At 36.5% G+C, this 19,626-nt stretch carries 15 protein-coding genes; 10 read left to right on the top strand and 5 right to left on the bottom strand.

What is annotated here, in order from left to right; genetic code table 11:
• Positions 1-98 precede the first annotated feature (98 nt).
• From AAEO57_RS13465 to AAEO57_RS13455, 3 genes are all read left to right on the top strand, one after another.
• A complete protein-coding gene (locus AAEO57_RS13465) occupies positions 99-797 on the top strand; it encodes an ion channel (RefSeq protein WP_341693461.1) in 699 nt (232 codons plus the stop codon).
• Positions 798-826: 29 nt separating this feature from the next.
• Complete coding sequence (locus tag AAEO57_RS13460; protein WP_341693459.1) at positions 827-1,930, top strand: AI-2E family transporter; 1,104 nt, start codon at positions 827-829, stop codon at positions 1,928-1,930.
• 359 nt (positions 1,931-2,289) lie between these two features.
• Complete coding sequence (locus AAEO57_RS13455) at positions 2,290-3,585, top strand: alginate export family protein (RefSeq protein ID WP_341693457.1); 1,296 nt, start codon at positions 2,290-2,292, stop codon at positions 3,583-3,585.
• 82 nt (positions 3,586-3,667) lie between these two features.
• Here AAEO57_RS13455 and AAEO57_RS13450 read toward each other — a convergent pair whose 3' ends face one another.
• The 3 genes from AAEO57_RS13450 to AAEO57_RS13440 are packed head-to-tail and all read right to left on the bottom strand — an operon-like array spanning position 3,668 to position 6,258.
• The gene (locus AAEO57_RS13450; RefSeq protein ID WP_341693455.1) at positions 3,668-4,831 is read right to left on the bottom strand and encodes a chromate transporter; all 1,164 of its coding nucleotides are present in this window, start codon (positions 4,829-4,831) and stop codon (positions 3,668-3,670) included.
• A gap of 3 nt (positions 4,832-4,834) precedes the next feature.
• Positions 4,835-5,332 carry a hypothetical protein gene (locus tag AAEO57_RS13445; protein ID WP_341693453.1) on the bottom strand — a complete coding sequence of 166 codons (498 nt, stop codon included), beginning with the start codon at positions 5,330-5,332 and terminating at the stop codon, positions 4,835-4,837.
• Between the two features lie 59 nt (positions 5,333-5,391).
• On the bottom strand, positions 5,392-6,258 hold the full coding sequence (locus AAEO57_RS13440) for a chromate resistance protein ChrB domain-containing protein (RefSeq protein ID WP_341693451.1): 867 nt from the start codon (positions 6,256-6,258) through the stop codon (positions 5,392-5,394).
• A 140-nt stretch (positions 6,259-6,398) separates the two neighbouring features.
• On the opposite strand from AAEO57_RS13440, the gene AAEO57_RS13435 reads away from it, so the two are divergent.
• From AAEO57_RS13435 to AAEO57_RS13410, 6 genes are all read left to right on the top strand, one after another.
• Positions 6,399-7,400, top strand: a complete 1,002-nt coding sequence (locus AAEO57_RS13435) for an alpha/beta hydrolase (protein WP_341693448.1) — start codon at positions 6,399-6,401, stop codon at positions 7,398-7,400.
• A 124-nt stretch (positions 7,401-7,524) separates the two neighbouring features.
• Positions 7,525-8,661, top strand: coding sequence for an ImmA/IrrE family metallo-endopeptidase (locus AAEO57_RS13430; protein WP_341693446.1), 1,137 nt, complete (start codon positions 7,525-7,527; stop codon positions 8,659-8,661).
• A complete protein-coding gene (locus AAEO57_RS13425; RefSeq protein ID WP_341693444.1) occupies positions 8,661-9,158 on the top strand; it encodes a DUF4411 family protein in 498 nt (165 codons plus the stop codon). Before AAEO57_RS13430 ends, AAEO57_RS13425 begins: the two co-directional genes overlap by 1 nt.
• Before the next feature lie 136 nt (positions 9,159-9,294).
• The gene (locus AAEO57_RS13420; RefSeq protein WP_341693442.1) at positions 9,295-9,666 is read left to right on the top strand and encodes a nuclear transport factor 2 family protein; all 372 of its coding nucleotides are present in this window, start codon (positions 9,295-9,297) and stop codon (positions 9,664-9,666) included.
• A 256-nt stretch (positions 9,667-9,922) separates the two neighbouring features.
• Positions 9,923-10,756: a toxin-antitoxin system YwqK family antitoxin gene (locus tag AAEO57_RS13415; protein WP_341693440.1), complete on the top strand. Its 834-nt coding sequence runs from the start codon at positions 9,923-9,925 to the stop codon at positions 10,754-10,756.
• A 212-nt stretch (positions 10,757-10,968) separates the two neighbouring features.
• Positions 10,969-12,420, top strand: coding sequence for an FAD-dependent oxidoreductase (locus tag AAEO57_RS13410; protein WP_341693438.1), 1,452 nt, complete (start codon positions 10,969-10,971; stop codon positions 12,418-12,420).
• A gap of 79 nt (positions 12,421-12,499) precedes the next feature.
• Here AAEO57_RS13410 and AAEO57_RS13405 read toward each other — a convergent pair whose 3' ends face one another.
• The gene (locus AAEO57_RS13405) at positions 12,500-16,861 is read right to left on the bottom strand and encodes a hypothetical protein (RefSeq protein WP_341693436.1); all 4,362 of its coding nucleotides are present in this window, start codon (positions 16,859-16,861) and stop codon (positions 12,500-12,502) included.
• A gap of 412 nt (positions 16,862-17,273) precedes the next feature.
• Positions 17,274-18,047, bottom strand: coding sequence for a T9SS type A sorting domain-containing protein (locus AAEO57_RS13400; RefSeq protein ID WP_341693434.1), 774 nt, complete (start codon positions 18,045-18,047; stop codon positions 17,274-17,276).
• A 507-nt stretch (positions 18,048-18,554) separates the two neighbouring features.
• Here AAEO57_RS13400 and AAEO57_RS13395 point away from each other — a divergent pair.
• Positions 18,555-19,583, top strand: a complete 1,029-nt coding sequence (locus tag AAEO57_RS13395; protein ID WP_341693432.1) for a helix-turn-helix domain-containing protein — start codon at positions 18,555-18,557, stop codon at positions 19,581-19,583.
• Positions 19,584-19,626: the final 43 nt, after the last annotated feature.

The raw sequence follows: 19,626 nt of genomic DNA, 5'->3' as shown, positions 1-19,626 counted from the left end.
AAGACTCTAAGATTCTGAGTAACTTAAAATTGAAGCAACATAATTAAAAAAGAAAACTTAGTAACTCAGCAGCTTAGAACCTTAGCAACTTTAAAAAAATGACAGCACATAAAAAATACCGTTTCCTGAATCATTTGTGGAGCAAAGAAAGCGGACTAAGCGGAATGCTGGTCTTATTATTTATTATGCAATTCTTCCTGATTCCGATATTTGGGAGTTATGCTTCTTTTATGGTTATTTTGAATGTGTTTTGGATGCTGTTTCTGATTGCAGGCATTATTTCCTTATCCAAATCCCGAAAACAGGCATTTTGGTTTTCTGTTATTCCATTTCTGTTTGTCCTTTTTGAATGGATTTCTGTTTTCAGTTCTGCTGCTTTTGTTTCATTAGCCGAAATAGTATTTACGATTGCCACTTTTGCATTGCTGATTGTGTTGGTTTTGAAAAAGGTTTTTGAACCGGGACCGGTCACAGAGTATAGAGTTATTGGTTCGATTGTCGTCTATATGATTTTTGCTCATTTATGGTCTGCTATCTATTTGTTTATATACGAACATATTCCGGGCGCTTTCCAGATTACATTACCTGCTTTTGAGAGCAATACACTACAGGCAAACTTTTTGTATTTCAGCTATATAACAATCACTACAACAGGTTTTGGAGAAATTGTGCCACTGCATCCGTTTGCAAGGTCAATGGTTCAGACAGAAGCTATAATCGGGGTTTTATATCCTGTAATCCTTATTGGTCGTTTGGTATCAGATGCCAATGAAAACAAAATGAAAAAGAAACAATGATATTTTAACTAATCTTTAAACCAATTCTTATGGAAAATTCAAACCCATACAAAAGCAGACAGCTTTTTGAAGTAATTTTACAGTTAGGAATAGTATTCCTTATTTTAGGATTTTGCATCAAACTTTTATTGCCTTTTATGATGCCTATCGTTTGGGCAATTATACTGGCCATTATACTATATCCGGGGTTTAATTTCCTGCAGAAGAAGCTTGGGGGACGCAAAAGTCTTGCGTCATTCCTCATCATTGTGGTTATATTGATTATCATAATTACACCAACGGTTATATTCGTAAATTCAGTTACAGAAACTATTACTGAACTGAAAGCCGGGGTTGAAAATGGCACTTTGAAAGTAGCAACACCTGGCCAGAACATTAAAGAATGGCCTTTGATTGGGGATAAAGCTTACGATTTTCTGTATGCCTTGTCAACCGATTTAGAAGCCGGAGTCATGCAATACAAAGAACAAATTGTAGAACTATCCAAAAAATTACTTGGTGGTGTTCTGAGTTCAACAGTTGCTTTGTTGCAAGTAATCCTTTCAATAATTATTGCCGGAGTATTAATGGTTTCTACCAGTGCTCAAAATCTGGCTGTCAATTTCATCAAAAGAATTGCAGGGAAATCAGGAGAAGAGGTTTTAAACATCTCTGTTTCAACTATATTTCAGGTATTCAAAGGAATTTTGGGCGTTGCCATTATTCAGACCCTGATTCAGGCAGTGGGACTATTTGGCTGTGGAGTTCCTTTTGCAGGTGTGCTTACACTTTTATGTTTAATGCTTTCGATCATTCAGGTAGGACCTATCATTATTAATCTTGGTGTAATTGCTTATCTGTTCTCATTAGACAATACCACGGCTGCTATAGGCTGGACTATATTTTTTATCTTCAGCGGATTATCCGACAACGTGCTTAAACCATTACTTTTAGGAAAAGGAGCGCTTGTACCGATGCTGGTTATTTTCCTTGGTGTAATCGGTGGATTTATGATGTCGGGCTTTGTGGGCTTATTCGTCGGGCCAATTATATTTTCTATCGGCTACAAACTTTTTATTGCCTGGCTTAATGATACCACTGAAAGCGTTCCCGATGCAGCAGTGAATACCAGTACGATAGGCGAAATTGATTAAATTTGATTTGATGAAATAATCTTTCAAATGTAAATTGGATTAAAAAATCGTTTATAATTTAAGGAATGATGTCATCCTGAGCGGAGTCGAAGGCTTTTAACAATGAGAGGGCTTCGACTAAAGTTTATCCTGAGCGAAGTCGAATGGACTCAGCCTGACATCTATTATTTAATGAGCTTTTGAAGTGAAATACATTTATCAAATCTGTTTAGAGCATAAAAACTTCCAGAGTCATTGATTTTGGAGGTTTGTTAATAGGTATCCTCCCCTTTTTTGAACTTTCTTTAAAAAATGAATTAGCGACTTCTAAAATAATTTATTATCATTGCACAAATTCTACAAATCCTATAGATTAAAAAATGATTTTAAAAAGAGCAGACAAAATATTCTTCGTATTGTTTGTTTTCAGCGTATTTACAAATCAGGCACAGCAGAAGGACAGTTTGACGAATCAATTTTTAATGAATATCGAAATAAGACCAAGAGCTGAATATACGTCTAACTATATCCTTTCTCCTAACACCGATATTGATCCTTATTTTTATATCACACAGCGAAACCGAATTTCGATGCAGTATGAAAGAAAAAAATGGTTTATCAGATCTGATGTACAGGAAATTCATCTTTGGGATAATGAGAATTCGGCATCCAAAGTGGGAAGTGTCAATTTTTACCAGTTATTTTTAGAAACAAAATTTAAATCTGTAAATATTCGTTTAGGCAGACAAAGCATTTTATTGGATAATGGAAGGTTGTTTTCTGATGCTCCATGGGCCCAGCAAGGAAGAGCGCATGAAGGTATTCGGATAATGAAATATTCCGAACGTTTCTCTAATGATTTTTTCTTTTTGTTTACCCGAAATTACAATACTGAATTTGAACCGGCGTATTCACCGGTAGCGGCAAACCGTTACAAATACATGCTGGTAAATAATTTCAGTTATAATTCGAAAAAAGCATTTTCTTTTAATTCCGTAAGTGCTGTAGATTTTTTAGAAAGTACAAATTCAGAACACCTGTACACCCGTGCCACGACAGGCGGAAGAATTGATTTTAAAACCAAACAATGGAATTACACCTTAAACAGTTATCTGCAATTCGGACGTAATCAAAAAGGACAACAACTATTTGCATATTATTTTCAGCCGGAAATTAAATTATCCCTGCAAAAATCAAATTGGCGTCTGGGTACTGAAATCAATAGCGGAAGCAGTCCACATTTAGCAGCTGACAGTTCCGGCGATTTTGATGTGCTATACGGAGTGACCTGGAAATTCAACGGAAACATGAATGTTTTTACTCGCTTTCCGGCAGATGTTGGCGGCAAAGGGTTAATAAATCCTTATCTGTTTACCACTATTCCTTTGAATTCAAAACTATCTATTCGTTCAGATTTTCATCTTTTTTATACGCAATATCATCTAAAAAATGAGCTGAATAAGGACGTGAAAAAGTTCCTTGGATTCGAGAACGACATTTCATTAAAATATATCCCAGTCAAACCATTGGAAATCAATTGTGCTTTTTCTTTTTATCAATCAACAGATTCCATGAAATATCTGCCAAAAATACAAGACGAAAACAAAACCGCCTTTTGGAGCTACTTAATGGTTTCTTATTCTTTTAATGCTGTGAAGTGTAAAAGCAAAAAGTAATAAGGATTTCGACTCCGCTCAGCCTGACACTCGCTTTGATTTATTTGTTTTTAATAGATAAAATAGAATTGGTTATCTTTTTTTAAATCATCTTTATAAACATTCCTAAAATTGCCGAGATAACAATCAAATAAGGTTCCTGCACTTTTTTATAATAAAGCAGAACTAAAATTGTCGCAGCCGCTATAAACAAGGTCGGAATGTCAATAATATTTCGCGTCGCAATAACAATTACAGAACCTACCAATGCACCTACTACAGCTGCTGTAATCCCTTCAACAAAGGCATTGACCGAGTTGTTTTTGGCAATCTTACTGAAATAAGGTGCCAATACAATCGTAAATAAATAACAAGGTAAAAATGTTGCCAGAGCCGCCACTAAAGCCCCTAAAAAACCATTAACCAGATAGCCTATAAATCCAACTGTTATGACAACCGGACCGGGCGTAATCATAGCTACAGCAACCGAATCCAGAAATTGCTGTTCTGTTAACCACTGGTTTTCAACCACTACTCCTGAATGCAGAAACGGAACAATTGCTAATCCGCTTCCGAAAACAAAAGCACCTGCTTTGGCAAAGAAAACCGCTATTTTTAAAAGTGTTGTACTTTCATAACTCCAAAAAGTAATTGGAAAAAGCACTACAGGATTAACTACTCTCGAATTCCACCATTTCGGAGGCGATTTTATAATCATATACACTATTCCGGCAGCTATAAACAACAAAACCTGTTCTTCTTCTGTAAGATAAGTTATAACGGCAGCGAAAATAAAAAAGAGCCACAATAGCCATTTTGATTTAAAAGAAGTCCAATTAAACTGACCAACAGATTTTAACGTAAGTTTATAAGAACTCAATGCTATGATTCCCACCACGGCTGCTCCTACTCCATAAAAAACCGCCTGAATCCAGGGTAAACTTCCATACAATGTATACACAATCGCCAATAATACAACCATAATAAAAGAAGGCAGTATAAAAGCAAATCCGGCCAAAGTCGCGCCCAGAAAACGGTAATGAACAAAGCCTAAATAAATTCCTAATTGGGCTGCCAAAGGCCCGGGAGCCAATTGCGCCAGAGCTAAACCTTGTTTGTATTCTTCTTCAGAAATCCATTTTCGTTCTTCGACCAGATCCCTGTGCATGTAGCCGACGAGGGCAACAGGTCCGCCAAAGCCAATAGTTCCCAGTTTTAAAAAATACAGGGTCAGTTCTTTTAAGCTGTATTTTAAATCGGTAGTCATGGTTTAAAAAGCTATTCCAAATTGAAAACCTGCAGTGAAAGTGGCTGGATGATCGTTTCCAAAACGTACCGGCAATGGTACCGCTACATAATAACTGCAAGTCTTATTTTTAATTACTGTTTTATTCAATACAGGGGTAAAACCGTACCTCCCGTTTGATTCAAAAGCGGCTCTTCCGGCAAAAGTATATCCTTTTCCTAAAGCCACTAAAACTCCGGGATGAAACAATAAACTGTTTACTTTGTCTGTTCCCCCGTCGTCTTTTATATTCGGAACAATTTCAAAAGAAAACCCTATTTTTTCGCTTTTCCAGATATTAATTCCTGTTGGAAAACCTACTGCATAATAATCCCTGAAGTTGACATTGGTTTCGTCCTTGCTAACCGTCACTATCGGATGCATGATTCCGAAGTAGCCAGTTATTTTTGGGTAAGTGGTTTGTGAAAAAGAAGTTAGACCTGAGAACACAAACACAAACAGAAAAGTAAATTTTAAAGACATCGTTTTATTTTTAATTACAAAAACAAAACTAAAAGCCTGTGATTACTTAAAATAGAATCTTATTTACCTTTTGTATCTGAATTACTTTTTTGATTTTTTTTTCGATAAGCCGAAGGATTTTTTCCGGTATGAAGTTTGAAAATCCTCGTGAAATGACTTTGATCTGAGAATCCTGTCATGTAGGCAATTTCGGTTAAGGTATGTGAAGAATTCGAAATAAGGCTGATGGCTTTCTCGATACGAAGTTTTCGAACGTATTCCCCAAAATTCAAATCTTCAAAATATTTGGAAAATTCCCTCGAAAGATAAGACGGATTCAGATCGAGTTCGTTTGAGATTTTCTTTAAATCAAAAGCAAACTGCGTATCAATCTGATCCTGAATGATGTCTTTTAAGTCCTTTACCCACGAAGGCGTTTTTCCCGAAACCTTGTTGTCTTTCAGCAATTTGTTATACACCTCATGCAGTAATTTTTCGAACGGACTGTTTTGCAAATGATTCTGTTGGTATAAATGAGAAGCCCAGCTGTACAGAGCATCATACATAACCATTCCGGTGTCCAGCAATGTATGATCGTCGGTAATATTATAGGAAAGTCCCGCTGAAATTGCCCAAAGTCCCGCCGATTCTTTTGCGATATCATGTCGGTCTGTATCTGCCCCACGAACGATTCCGGCTATAATAGAAATAGCAGGATCCTGAATTTGATGTTTTTTTATGATGAAATCAAAGGTACATTGCTCATTATAATGTGTATACTCGACATTGGGAACATCAAACGGAATTGCGTTAAGTTCCTTCGCTTTGTCTAAAACGGCATCAAAGGGAACATAAATAAATTCAGCCTCGGCATCTACAAATTTTTTAATCAACCATGGACATGCAATTCTGTCTATTTTTGGTCTTTCTCTGGTAATCCATTTCATTTTGAAATAATTTTCAAATCTTAAACGAAACTACAGTTATTTATTAACGTTTCAAAAAAAGATTTTTTTTATCAATTATTGTAACACTGAGGGCTATTTTATGACTTGTATAGTAAGTTAAAAGCCTAATTTACATCATCATGAAAAAATCCATTACCATCATTTTCCTAATCTTTGCTTTTGGATCTAACAGTCTTTTGGCACAATCCTGTGGAACGCGCCAGTTAGATCCCAGAATTTCTTCTTTTTTAAAAATGATTGGCTATCAGGATTTAAGTATTGAGCAGCTTCGTAAAATACCGATTGAACAGCTTAAATTTCCGATGCTGCCACAGATACCATATCCTAAAGAAGATGTAAAACGTATAAAAATAACGGCAGACAGTATTCCGGTATTGGTTTTCAATCCTTCGCATTCCAAGAACCTTCCTATACTGATCAATTATCATGGAGGCGGATTTATTTCGCCTTTGGTACCCGGATTAGAACATTCGCTTTGGCAGGACGCCAAAACGTACGGAGCTGTAGTTTTTGCCATTGATTATCGGGTTGCACCTGAAAATAAATTTCCTGCAGCTGTAAATGACAGTTATAATGCCTTTAAATGGATTTCTGAACATGGAGCAGAGTTTGGTGGCGATACCAGCCGAATCGCTTTGTTAGGAATTAGTGCCGGAGCAAATTTAGCCGCTGTCGTAACCCAAAAAGCAAAGAAAGACGGAATTGCAAACCGAATAAAACTTCAAATATTAAACGGCCTTCCTGCAGATTGCAGTCCGAAAAATATGGAGAACTCGGTTTCCTACAAAGAAAATGCAACCGGATATTGGCAGACCAAAGATGCCTGCGCTTTTGCGATAGAATTATATGCTCCCAGACAATACACAAATCCGGAAGTTTCACCCATACTTTCAAAAGATTTTAAAAACTTACCACCGGCCGTAATCATTAATGCAGAATTTGATCCTTTAAGAGATGATGGCGTTTTATATGCCAACAAACTAAGAAAAAACGGTGTTAAAGTCTGGGAAAAATGTTTTGCCGGACAAATTCATATGTTATTAGGATTACCGCCTGATGCCGCAGAAATAAAAGAATACGAAGCCATGATAAAAACGGCTATGGAGGAAAGTTTTAAGTAGATAATTAAATTATTTACGGTAGGGATTTTTCTTATCTTCGCTAAGCTGTAAATTTATTTTATCAGACCTTATTATGGGCAATATTATTTTAACGCTAATTAAAAAAAACAATTAAATTTGTACCATGAGTACTAGGGTTGAAAACATTAATAAGAATATCATCGAGTGGGCTATTGTCAGAAACGGTAATAGTTTAAGCGAATTCTATGCACAAAACCCTAATGTTGAAAGTTGGGTAAAGGGAGAAAAAAATCCTACCTTAAAACAACTTGAGGATTTCACTCATAAAGTTCATGTTCCATTTGGCTACATGTTTTTAGAGAATCCTCCTATTGAAAATATTCCTTTGCCATTTTTTAGAACTGCAAATATTAATACTTCTAATAAGGTAAGTCTAAATGTTTTTCATACAATTCACATTATTCAAGACAGACAAAATTGGCTTACTGAATATTTGGATGAATTAGATTTTCCAAATCTTAATTTTGTTGGTAAATACAATCTTAATAATGACTACAAAGTCATAGTAAACGATATAAGAAATACACTCAAGTTAGAATTAGATTGGGCAAGTAAACATAATACTTGGGAACAAGCTCTTGACTTTTTAACAAATCAAATTGAAGAAGCTGGAATTATAGTTACGTTCAACGGAATAGTTGGAACAAACACTCGAAGAATAATTGATGTTAATGAATGTAGAGGTTTTGTTTTAGTTAACAATAAGGCTCCTTTTTTGTTTATTAATTCTGCAGACGCTAAAGCTGCTCAAATGTTTACTCTAATTCATGAATTAGCACATGTTTGGTTAGGAGAAAGTGCAGGATTTGATAATCAAAATTTAATCCCAGCAAATGATCCTATTGAAATTCTTTGTGACAAAGTAGCGGCTGAGTTTTTAGTACCTGAAATCATTTTTATGAAAAAATGGGAGGTAACTAAAGATTTTAAATATTTGAGTAGGATTTTTAAAGTTAGTCAAATTGTAATTGCTAGAAGAGCACTTGATTTAAATTTAATTACAAAAAGTAGATTTCTTGAATTTTATAACCAGTATATGGAGGATTTTAAATTCAAAAAAGACAATCAAGGTTCTGGTGGTAATTTTTATGCTACTGCAAGAAAAAGAGTTAGTTTAAGATTTGCGTCTTTTGTAAATAATGCAGTCAAGGAAAATAGATTACTTTATCGTGATGCATATAAGTTAACCAATTTAAAAGGAGAAACATACAACAAGTTTATAACTGAATACCTTTATTAGTGAAAAAATATTTATTAGATAGTAATATATTTATCCAAGCTCATCGAATGCATTATCCCTTCGATGTATTCCCTAGCTTTTGGAATAAACTCATTGAACTGTCTGACAAAGATCTAATTATCAGTATAGACAAGGTCAAAAAAGAACTTTGCGATAACTCTACTCAGGATGATTTATCTATTTGGTGTAGTCAAACAATAAGCGACAATTTTTTTCAAGATTCATCTTCCTGTATTGATAAATATGCTGAAATTGCCGTTTGGACATCAAATCAAACTCATTTTCAACAAAACGCAAAAGATGAATTTCTTTCAACAGATTTAGCCGACCCTTGGTTAATAGCTTATGCCATCAAAAATGATTGTATTATTGTGACACACGAAATCAGTCAGCCTCAAAGAAAAAACAGAATTAAAATACCTGAGCCTTGTATGCATTTTGGAGTAAGTTATATTACACCTATACAAATGTTAAGAGATTTAAATCAAACCCTATAAGAAATACTGACCATAACAACTAGTAAGCGTAAGTGGGTTTGTGACCTGAAAAGTCGGTTTTGTATTTTCAAAATTAGTGTTTAATAGAAATAAATCGCATTTTTTAGCCTAAAAAACTGTAACCCAAAAACAAGCCATGACAACAACCGAAAAAATAACCCAAGCCATCACCAATTTTGTAAAAGGAGGAGACAATAGTGACACCGATTTACTAGATAAAGTTCTGCACAAAGACTTTAGGGTAACCAATAATGGCTTTATGGGAACTCCGGGAGTGACTATCATTGACAAACAAAAATATTTATCAAATGTCAGAGACGGTGTTTTTGGCGGACTTCCAAGAAAAATGATAATTGAGGATGTTGTCTATGATGCAACAATTGCAATGGTTAAACTTCGCTTAGAGAGTTCCGAAAATTATTTTGTATCCTATAATTCTTTGGTCTTGGACACTGACAATGAATGGAAAATCATAAATAATCTTGCTGTTGTAAATTCGAAAAAATAGAAAAAACATTATTGGTTATGAATATTACAACCTTTCTGTATTTTACAAATTGATTCAACTTTCACCAATATCAAAATAATTTAATAAAATAATTTCCGTCTAAATAACTTTAGCATCCTAAATTTGCATTCCTCATAATAAAAGTTTTTTTCTATATTCGCTGATATTAAATTCAATTTCCTGAAACAAAGCCGGTTCAAATTGGATGAAAGAGAGCCATCTTTGGCTGATGTAGATAAAATCGGATACTATTATTATGATCAAAAATATTCTTTCTCTCTGTTTTATTTGTTTAGCCATAACTGTAAATGGTCAAAACAGCAACAAAGCAATCAAAGTTTCACAAAAAGCGCTGGAACTCGTAAAGTCAAAAAAAGCCAATGATTTAATCCAATTATTTGAAACAGAAGTGCTGCCTGTTTTAAATGAAGAAGAAATGAATAAATTCATTGATCAGTCTTTGAAAACAATCAACAACGAACCGATTGATTTTAAAAACTATAAAACCGATTTAATCAAATCGGATCAGGATAATACTAAAGAGTTTTATCGATTCCGTTTTCCGTTGGGAAGCAAAGGTGATGGAAAAGATTTTTTTCAGGTCACTTTTTTAGCCGCAGGGAATTATGAGAAAGTGTATTCGCTCAATTTCATCCGTATCGAACGAATGAAAGATGTTACGGTAACATTTGGTGCTGAAAACGAAAAAATCCCTGGCGTTGGCGAGGTAAAAACAGAACTGTACAACGATACCGGATTTATAAAATCAATTAAATACCGCGATTTCCAATATTTTATTTTAATTGAATTTGACGAACATCAAAACAAAGTTTCCGAAAGCAAATTTCCATTGGACAATCTGACTTTCAAAACCCTTACACAGTTTTATCCTAATGGAAAAATTGAACTGATTGCTACTTATGAAAATGGTTTCATAACGGGTCATTTTCAAAAATTCTACGAAAACGGCAACTTAGAACGAGAAGGTTTTTACATTAAAAAACTGAAAAAAGAAGGCTACTGGAAATATTTTTTAGAAAATGGAAGTCTGGACAAAATAGAACAATACGTTGATGGAAAGAAGATGTAGAATCTTATATTATTACTGTTTAAAAAAAATTAATAGCAATCTTTTTTTCACTAAAATAAAACTCAAAGACTAAATACAATCTCAGATAACATAGTTAGCTGCTTCACAAAAATCCCAAACAATTCTTAATCATTTGTCTTAAATTTGCAGAACTGTCGCAAACAGCAAAAACACGGAAAAAATATATTTTTTCACGTTAAATTTTAGAGGAAGTGAAAAGTGAAAAAACCAGCTGGACTATTTGTCCGGAATGTCAGGGACAAGGCAAAAAAAAGCAAAGGATCAGCAAGAAGGTAAAACTTCAATACCAAAGAGCATTAGAACATTTTGAAAAAACAAATAGCGAAGGAACAGCTCCCGTTCGTCCTAAACCTCATCTGTATCAGTGTTTAAATTGTAACGGATCCGGACTAATTTCTGCTGACAGTTATCCTGTTCCCGATAAAGATAATTACCCCCACGTTGCTATTATTGGCGGCGGTATAGGCGGTACTGCTCTGGCCGTTGCCTGTCTGCACCGCGGAATTCCTTTTACACTTTACGAACGCGACAGTCACTTTGATGCCCGCTCACAGGGCTATGGACTCACTTTGCAGCAAGCCAGTAAAGCAATTGAGGGATTCGGTATTTTTTCGTTAAATGAAGGAGTGGTTTCAACACGGCATTTGGTGCATACAACAGAAGGAAAAGTAATTGGAGAATGGGGAGTCAGAAAATGGATTCCGTCTGACACGAAAACTTCTCCGAAACGCACCAATGTACATATCGCCCGACAGGCTTTGCGCTTAGCCCTGCTTGAAGAACTTGGCGGAAATAATGTTGTTCAGTGGGGACATCAGTTAACAGATTTAAAACTATCCAAAAATGATGGCGTTGAATTAAACTTTCTTGTGAATGGAGAAACAAAAAATATCAAAGCAGACCTTGTAGTTGGAGCAGATGGTATCCGTAGTTCGGTACGCAAACTGCTAATTGGCGACGACATTACTCCTCTACGCTATCTGGGCTGTATTGTGATATTAGGTATTTGTCCTTTAAAAGCTCTTGAAGGAATTGACAGTACTTTATTAGATTCTGCCACCGTTTTTCAAACTGCCAATGGCAATGAACGAATTTACGTGATGCCTTATACCTCTGACTCGGTTATGTGGCAGCTTAGCTTTCAGATGTCGGAAGAAGATGCTAAAATATTAAGTACTGAGGGAACTAAGGCATTAAAGGACGAAGCATGTCGAAGAACCCAATGGCACTCCCCTGTTCCACAGATTTTAGAAGCTACTCAGGAAGACCTTATTTCTGGTTATCCTGTTTATGACCGGGAATTACTTCAATCTGAATTGCTCCAAAAACTGGGTCAGATCACCCTTATTGGAGATGCAGCACACCCAATGAGTCCCTTCAAAGGACAAGGCGCAAATCAGGCGCTGTTGGATGCACTCACGCTTGCACGCACAATTACAAAAGCATGCAGGCCTTTATCCAACTGGAGAAAAGCAGGTATCAGGGAAAGCGTATTAAATGAATTTGAATCAGAAATGCTAAAACGTAGTGCTGTAAAAGTAAAAGATTCGGCTGAAGCAGCGGAATTTCTTCATTCTGAAATTGTACTTCGTGAAGGTGATGAACCCAGAGGAAGATGTCTTAAGAAAAAAGACAAACCTTAATCTAAAACCTCATTTACCCTTAAAATAAAATCCCGATTACGTTATGCAATCGGGATTTTGTCAATATGTTAAAAAACAATCAATGAGATATTACTTGTTTCGAGCTAGAGCCGATATTTGTAATTATCCGTATGAAATAAATTTGTGGCACTCCTGTATTAAAATTATAGTTAACAATAACATCTCTGTCTGTGTCGCTTCCGTCAAAAACATCAGATTGACTGTACACTACTGTTCCATTTGTATTAAAACTTCTCACCTGTATTGTCACATTGGTAGGATAGTTAAAATTATAATGGATGGTAGGATAATCAACTATCGGAACCGGGTAAACAACAAACGAAGCTCTGTCTTCAATACAAGTTAAAGGCGTCTGATCGTAACCCATTGAAATTTTACAGCCATCAAATGCATTGTTAATTATATCAACAGCATTCGCCAGTCCTGACAAAGTTATACCCGCTGGCAAAGGATCTCCTCCCAAAGCTTTATTTGCCATCTCAAACAATCCCTGAACGGTTTTGTTGGGCAAAAGATTTACAATTGCTGGTATATCGTAATATTTGTACTCGTTAATCGTTGGAGTATATTCACCATAAGAACAGCTTCTTGGCTTCGGAATGTTCGATCCACAGCCTCCCTGAGGTTCTGCAACGGCCAGTTTTCCGGAGTGCAGTTCAAAATTACCTAACTGACTGTCAATTCCCAGATTAAGTCCAAGAGTAATAGTCTGTGCCAGCAAAGTGTTATTTATAGTTCCTTTTTTCAGATAACTGCCGGATATTGTAGTTATTTCCTTGTCACCGCCCAAAGTCAACGCATAACTGTTTCCTCCGCCTGGTAAAATCTCTATAATTCTATCAATATCAGCAGCGCTGTCTGTCATCCAAAATGAATTTCCTGCTTTTCCGATAACCATTTTATGATCTGGATAAGAAGACAAGGCTTTCGCAATTAGTTCTTTTGTTGAATACGTAACCCCTCCTGCACAGGATTTACCTCCCGGATTTCCATAATATCCCTGAGTATAGGTACATAAAGCAGTACTGCAATTACTAACTACTATTGTCGCATTAGCCGATTTCTGACAACCTGTTACGGAATTAACATAAGTATAAGTGACGTTGTAAGAACCAGCGCTAAGACTGGCTGCGTTAAAAGTATTACCTGTAACATTTTCCCCACTCCAGGTTCCGCCAGAAGGAGAACCCGTAAGACCTACAGTACTGCCTGAACAAACATTTTTAGCATCTGCCGTAACTGTTGGCAATGCGTTTACAGTGATTGTGGTATTGACACTTCTGGAACAGTTATTAGCGCCCAAAATGGTATAAGTAACCACATAAGATCCTGCACTGAGACCATTAGCACTAAAAGTATTTCCTGTTACATGATCTCCGCTCCAGGTTCCTCCTAAAGGAAGTCCTGTAAGATTTACCGAACCATCTATACAAACACTTTTCGGATCGGCAGTTACCGTTGGAATTGTAATAACAGTAACAGTTCCTGAGGCCGATGGACTTTGACAGCCATCCAAAGTATAAACCACAGAATAGGTTGTTGTCGATGATGGAGTTACAGTTATCGAGGCTGTAGTAGCTCCTGTGTTCCATAAATATGTTCCTCCCGCAAGTGAAGGAGTCGCAGTCAAAGTAGCCGATGTGCCGTTACAAACAGAAGGACTATTGACACTAACTGTCGGTACCGGTTTTACGGTAACAGTTCCTGAGGCCGACGGACTTGGACAGCCGTCGAGAGTATAAACCACAGAATAAGTGGTCGTTGACGTAGGACTCACAGTTATCGAAGCGGTAGTGGCTCCTGTGTTCCATAAATAGGTTCCGCCCGCATGTGAAGGGGTCGCAGTCAAAGTAGCCGATGTACCATTACAAACAGAAGGACTATTGACACTAACTGTCGGTACCGGTTTTACGGTAACGGTTCCTGAGGCTGATGGACTTGGGCAGCCATCTAAAGTGTAAACCACAGAATAGGTGGTGGTTTCTGATGGAGTTACAGTTATCGAAGCGGTAGTAGCTCCTGTGTTCCATAAATATGTTCCTCCCGCAAGTGAAGGGGTCGCAGTCAAAGTAGCAGATGTTCCGTTGCAAACTGAAGGACTGTTGACACTAACTGTCGGTACCGGTTTTACGGTAACCGTTCCTGAGGCCGACGGACTTGGACAGCCATCCAGAGTATAAACCACAGAATAGGTTGTTGTTTCCGATGGACTTACAGTTATCGAAGCCGTAGTCGCTCCTGTGTTCCATAAATAGGTTCCGCCCGCAAGTGAAGGGGTCGCAGTCAAAGTAGCCGATGTACCATTACAAACAGAAGGACTATTGACACTAACTGTCGGTACCGGTTTTACGGTAACCGTTCCTGAGGCTGATGGACTTGGACAGCCATCTAAAGTATAAACCACAGAATAGGTGGTGGTTTCTGATGGACTTACAGTTATCGAAGCGGTAGTAGCACCAGTATTCCATAGATAAGTTCCGCCCGCAAGTGAAGGGGTCGCGGTCAAAGTAGCCGATGTTCCGTTACAAACTGAAGGACTGTTGACACTAACTGTCGGTACCGGTTTTACGGTAACCGTTCCTGAGGCTGATGGACTTGGGCAGCCATTCAAAGTATAAACCACAGAATAGATTGTGGTTTCTGATGGAGTTACAGTTATCGAAGCCGTAGTAGCTCCTGTATTCCATAAATAGGTTCCGCCCACAAGTGAAGGGGTTGCAGTCAAAGTAGCCGATGTGCCGTTACAAACTGAAGGACTGTTGACACTAACTGTCGGTACCGGTTTTACGGTAACCGTTCCTGAGGCCGACGGACTTGGACAGCCATCCAGAGTATAAACCACAGAATAGGTTGTTGTTTCTGATGGAGTTACGGTTATCGAAGCCGTAGTAGCTCCTGTATTCCATAAATAGGTTCCGCCCGGAAGTGAAGGAGTCGCCGTCAAAGTAGCCGATGTACCATTACAAACAGAAGGACTATTGACACTAACTGTCGGTACTGGTTTTACGGTAACGGTTCCTGAGGCTGATGGACTTGGACAACCATCTAAAGTATAAACCACAGAATAGATGGTGGTTTCTGATGGAGTTACGGTTATCGAAGCCGTAGTAGCTCCTGTATTCCATAAATAGGTTCCGCCCGCAAGTGAAGGGGTCGCGGTCAAAGTAGCCGATGTGCCATTACAAACAGAAGGACTGTTGACACTAACTGTCGGTACTGGTTTTACCGTCAATGTTCCGCTACCAGGTGAAGAAGGACAACCGGCCTGAGTCGTTATAATAACCGAATAAGTCCCTCCTACTGATGCACTAAAACTGGCTACACTACCCGGATTAGCTGCACCCTGAGGCACAGTCCATGAATATGTATAGTTTCCCGGACTGCCCGGAGTTGCTGTAATGGTAACACTTTGTCCGTCACAAACTGTTGGGGAGTTTACGGTTACGGTAGGAACGTTTCCTAATGTACTGCCAATAAAATCATCCAGAGAAGCGGTAACAGACTGAGAGGATCTTGTTTCGAGTAAAACGGTTGCAGAACAGGTAAAATTGGTATTACCTCCAATCGCTCCCAAATCTACGAATCCTTCATAAAATTCATTTACCTGATATTGTCCTGAGGTAAAATTCCATCCGGCTGGAACGGTAGAATTTCCCACATTATTTTCTGCAACCACACTGGCTATATTGGTAGTTTCCAGATTGCCATCCGTATTAGGAACAACTGATGAACCGGGAGTAACGGCTCCACCACCTATCCAACGGTAAACCTTTACAGTTCCTAGACGTCCACCGCCAGTAAAATCGGCCAAAACCAGCAGATCTCCCCGAACATGCGGCGGAGCAAAATACCTGCTGCCATTCACTTCTACGGGAGCTGTGGCATTTAGGTAAAACCAGAATCCAATCTGGGCGTCTCCATTGTTTGATGTCCTGTCTCCTGCAAAAACAAGGAAACTTCCGTTAAGGGTTTGTGTGACATTATTAGCATCAACATATTTTACCTGATTGGTCAATCCAAAGCCTCCATTGGCAATATCATTCTTCGCTTTGGTTTGTCCTATTACCCAGGCCAAATCTGAAGCTGGTAAAAAATCTTTTGATCCTTCGGTAAACTGATTATCAACCACACCATTGCCAAAAGCATCCTGCACATGCTTGACACTGGGATTGCCTGACCAGTCACCCGTTAGCCCATCAATAGTAATTACCTGGGCGGTTGAAAAATTAGAAAACAAAAAAAGTGTAATCAGTAAAATCAAACTGACTATACTTATACCATCGCTCGACAGATTTGAACACTCTTGTTCATTTACATCTTCCGAAAAATCCTGTTTTAAACTGCTTACTGCTACTTCTCTGAAAAAGGGATTGTTAGTACCAATACAGTTACAACAAACTGACAAAGTAAATTTTTTCATGATACATAAGATATTAGTTTACAAGAAATTAGAAGTATAATATTTTATGTAAATCAGGGAGAAATCCGATCGTTTTGAAGTAGGTAATGAAATCGGATGTTTATTATAACAGGTAAAATTATAGAAGTGTTTTTAATTCCGAAAACTTTCTCCTTCAAGTATACTATTTCATCGACAAAATACACAAACCTAAAAAACAAATCGCTAACTATCAGCAATTTAAACCTAATTTTCCTATGGTTTTATTTTTATAAAACTTGTCCCGGTTTTGCATTTTTGATAGATAATTTTATGAACTAATAACAGGCTGTTTTTAACCTGAGTGGATCAGAATAAATTATTCTCAAAGCAAAAAAAAAGCTTTAAGTTTTTAACTTAAAGCTCTGCTGTAAAAATGCTAATTGATGAAGATTTAGTTTTTTATAAACTTTCCGGACTTATCACCTAGTTTGTAAATGTAAACTCCATTTTGTAATGTACTAACATCTATTTTAATTTCTTCTTCAGCATGTTTTTCTTCTAATACTTTTTTACCATCTGTAGAAAATATTTGCAATGTCGAAGCCCTGCCTGTATTACTTGTGTTCGAAATATTGATTACATTGTTGCTTGGGTTCGGGAATACAACAGCTTTTTTCGTCAAAATATCCTGTTGCTCCGTCGATAATGTTCCTGTCAGTCCGTACACATCATAATCATAAGCATTTGTTGCTGGGTTTTGTTCAGAAGCTGCAATGATCAATTTATAATTGTTTGAATTATCCTTAACTACTCCTGCGTAATACTTGCCAGTAAAACTTTGAAGAAGCACTCCGGCATCATTAGATAAATATATTTTTCTATTACTGCTATCACCAATTTTATATGATTTGTACAAAAACTCAATCTGGTTATCACTATTGAAAAGTTTATCGGTTACAAAAATAAATTCGGAAAGAAAATGTCCTGCATCCAAAGGGATTGTAAATGAAGTTTCAAGTACATGAGACTGGTTGTAAATCTCGACAAGGTTTGTCGTTCTGTTAAAAGTATAAAACTTTAACCCGCCAGCTGTATTAAATCCCAGAACACCCGACATATCTGATTTTTGTATTCCGGAACTATACGTATGCTCTAAGGTTGCCTGAGAGTAAGAATAACTGTAAATAAAAAGGTTTGTTAATAATAAAAAAGTAATTTTCTTCATGAATTAAAATTGTATAATTGCCCTACTTTCAGTTCTTTTAAAGTCGCTGTTTCGGTTTTCCGACTTAACATCATATTTAATTTATACACTAATAATCAACACGTTGCTAAAATTTCGCCTTTACCTGATAAAAAAACCTCGCTAAAGGGCATTTTATCAGGGATTATCTTTAAAATTTAGTAGAGCTAAAGTAGGAAAAAGTATTTTTATTTTTAGCCTTATTTTGCTCTCTTAGATTAATAATTTTATTTTTTGACTCCTTTTAAAAAATAGACAGATTTTGCAGTCATAGATTTAAAAGTTCAAAAACAATAACATATCTTAACATACGATAAACTTGACAAAAGCATACACTTACGGCATTTAAAATAATGCTTGGAATTATAAAAAAAGACAATAAATGCAGTAAAAAATTTTCTTATATTCGCCTAAAAAGCCTATAATTTTACAAACCAATCTTTTATAACCCTGCAAAATTTATTAGGTAAGAAATTATTAATCTAACTAATGACAGACTCAAACCAATTGCTTTTCTTCCTTAGTGCCCTAGGAGCTTTTAATGGTTTCATCCTTTCCTTATATTTTGCTGTAAATGCTAAAAAGAAAATTTTTGCAGATTATTTTTTATCCCTGCTCCTGCTGGTTTTAAGCATCCGGATTATTAAGTCCGTTTTTTTCTATTTTAATCCAGGCTTGTCCAATGTTTTTATCCAAATTGGGCTTTCTGCCTGTGTTCTCATTGGTCCGTTTCTTTTTTTATATCTAAAATCATCCACAGGAGAAAAACAAAATTGGGCAAAACATGTCATTCCTTATCTGATAGCAATAACGGTTTTAGGCGTTTTTTATCCTTATGTTGAACATCAGGCTTTCTGGAGCTGTTGGATTGTAAACGCTATCTATCTGCAATGGTTCATTTATATTATTTTGTCTTTAAAATACATCAGACCAATTGTTCAAAAAATCAAAGAGAAAGAAAGCTTAAAAAAAATAGATATTTGGTTTTTGAGCATCTATCTTGGGGTTGCATTTATATGGCTGGCTTATACCAGCGCTCGTTACACTTCTTACATAGTTGGTGCATTATCCTTTACATTTATTTTGTATTTAATTGTCCTGCTTTTAATTTTTAGAAGCAGAAATGAAAGCACCTTTTTTGAGGAAAAAGAAAAATACAAAAACAAGGAAATAGACGCAGAAATGCTAGATCTAATTGGTCAAAAACTATCCATAATAATAGAAAAAGAACTATATCTCAATCCGGATTTCAGCCTTGAAGAAGCTGCAAAAGAACTAAAAGTAACGAAGCATATATTATCTCAGTATGTAAATGAAATTTTAGGCAAATCATTTTCAAATCTCATTAAGGAGTACCGAATTGAAAAAGCAAAAAGATTATTAGAAACCGAAAAAAACTTTACAATAGAAAGTTTAGGTTATGATAGTGGCTTTAGCTCAAAATCTACCTTTTTTACAGCCTTTAAAAAAATAACAGGTCTGACTCCGGCAGAATATCAAAAATCATATTCTATATAAATCATACATACAATCTTTGTGAATTGGTCCTGAAACCCTAAAA

Origin of the sequence: Flavobacterium calami (assembly GCF_038290035.1) — a bacterium.
Taxonomy (GTDB): domain Bacteria; phylum Bacteroidota; class Bacteroidia; order Flavobacteriales; family Flavobacteriaceae; genus Flavobacterium; species Flavobacterium calami.
The sequence above is the reverse complement of the archived record's forward strand: the minus strand, read 5'-3'. Positions and strand labels throughout refer to the sequence as shown.

Excerpts from the sequence above, each read along its gene's own strand:
- AAEO57_RS13435 (WP_341693448.1), top strand. The coding sequence starts at position 6,399 with ATGAAAAAATCCATTACCATCATTTTCCTAATCTTTGCTTTTGGATCT.
- AAEO57_RS13430 (WP_341693446.1), top strand. The coding sequence starts at position 7,525 with ATGAGTACTAGGGTTGAAAACATTAATAAGAATATCATCGAGTGGGCT.
- AAEO57_RS13445 (WP_341693453.1), bottom strand. The coding sequence starts at position 5,332 with ATGTCTTTAAAATTTACTTTTCTGTTTGTGTTTGTGTTCTCAGGTCTA.
- AAEO57_RS13395 (WP_341693432.1), top strand. The coding sequence starts at position 18,555 with ATGACAGACTCAAACCAATTGCTTTTCTTCCTTAGTGCCCTAGGAGCT.
- AAEO57_RS13460 (WP_341693459.1), top strand. The coding sequence starts at position 827 with ATGGAAAATTCAAACCCATACAAAAGCAGACAGCTTTTTGAAGTAATT.
- AAEO57_RS13440 (WP_341693451.1), bottom strand. The coding sequence starts at position 6,258 with ATGAAATGGATTACCAGAGAAAGACCAAAAATAGACAGAATTGCATGT.
- AAEO57_RS13420 (WP_341693442.1), top strand. The coding sequence starts at position 9,295 with ATGACAACAACCGAAAAAATAACCCAAGCCATCACCAATTTTGTAAAA.
- AAEO57_RS13415 (WP_341693440.1), top strand. The coding sequence starts at position 9,923 with ATGATCAAAAATATTCTTTCTCTCTGTTTTATTTGTTTAGCCATAACT.
- AAEO57_RS13450 (WP_341693455.1), bottom strand. The coding sequence starts at position 4,831 with ATGACTACCGATTTAAAATACAGCTTAAAAGAACTGACCCTGTATTTT.
- AAEO57_RS13400 (WP_341693434.1), bottom strand. The coding sequence starts at position 18,047 with ATGAAGAAAATTACTTTTTTATTATTAACAAACCTTTTTATTTACAGT.
- AAEO57_RS13465 (WP_341693461.1), top strand. The coding sequence starts at position 99 with ATGACAGCACATAAAAAATACCGTTTCCTGAATCATTTGTGGAGCAAA.
- AAEO57_RS13405 (WP_341693436.1), bottom strand. The coding sequence starts at position 16,861 with ATGAAAAAATTTACTTTGTCAGTTTGTTGTAACTGTATTGGTACTAAC.
- AAEO57_RS13455 (WP_341693457.1), top strand. The coding sequence starts at position 2,290 with ATGATTTTAAAAAGAGCAGACAAAATATTCTTCGTATTGTTTGTTTTC.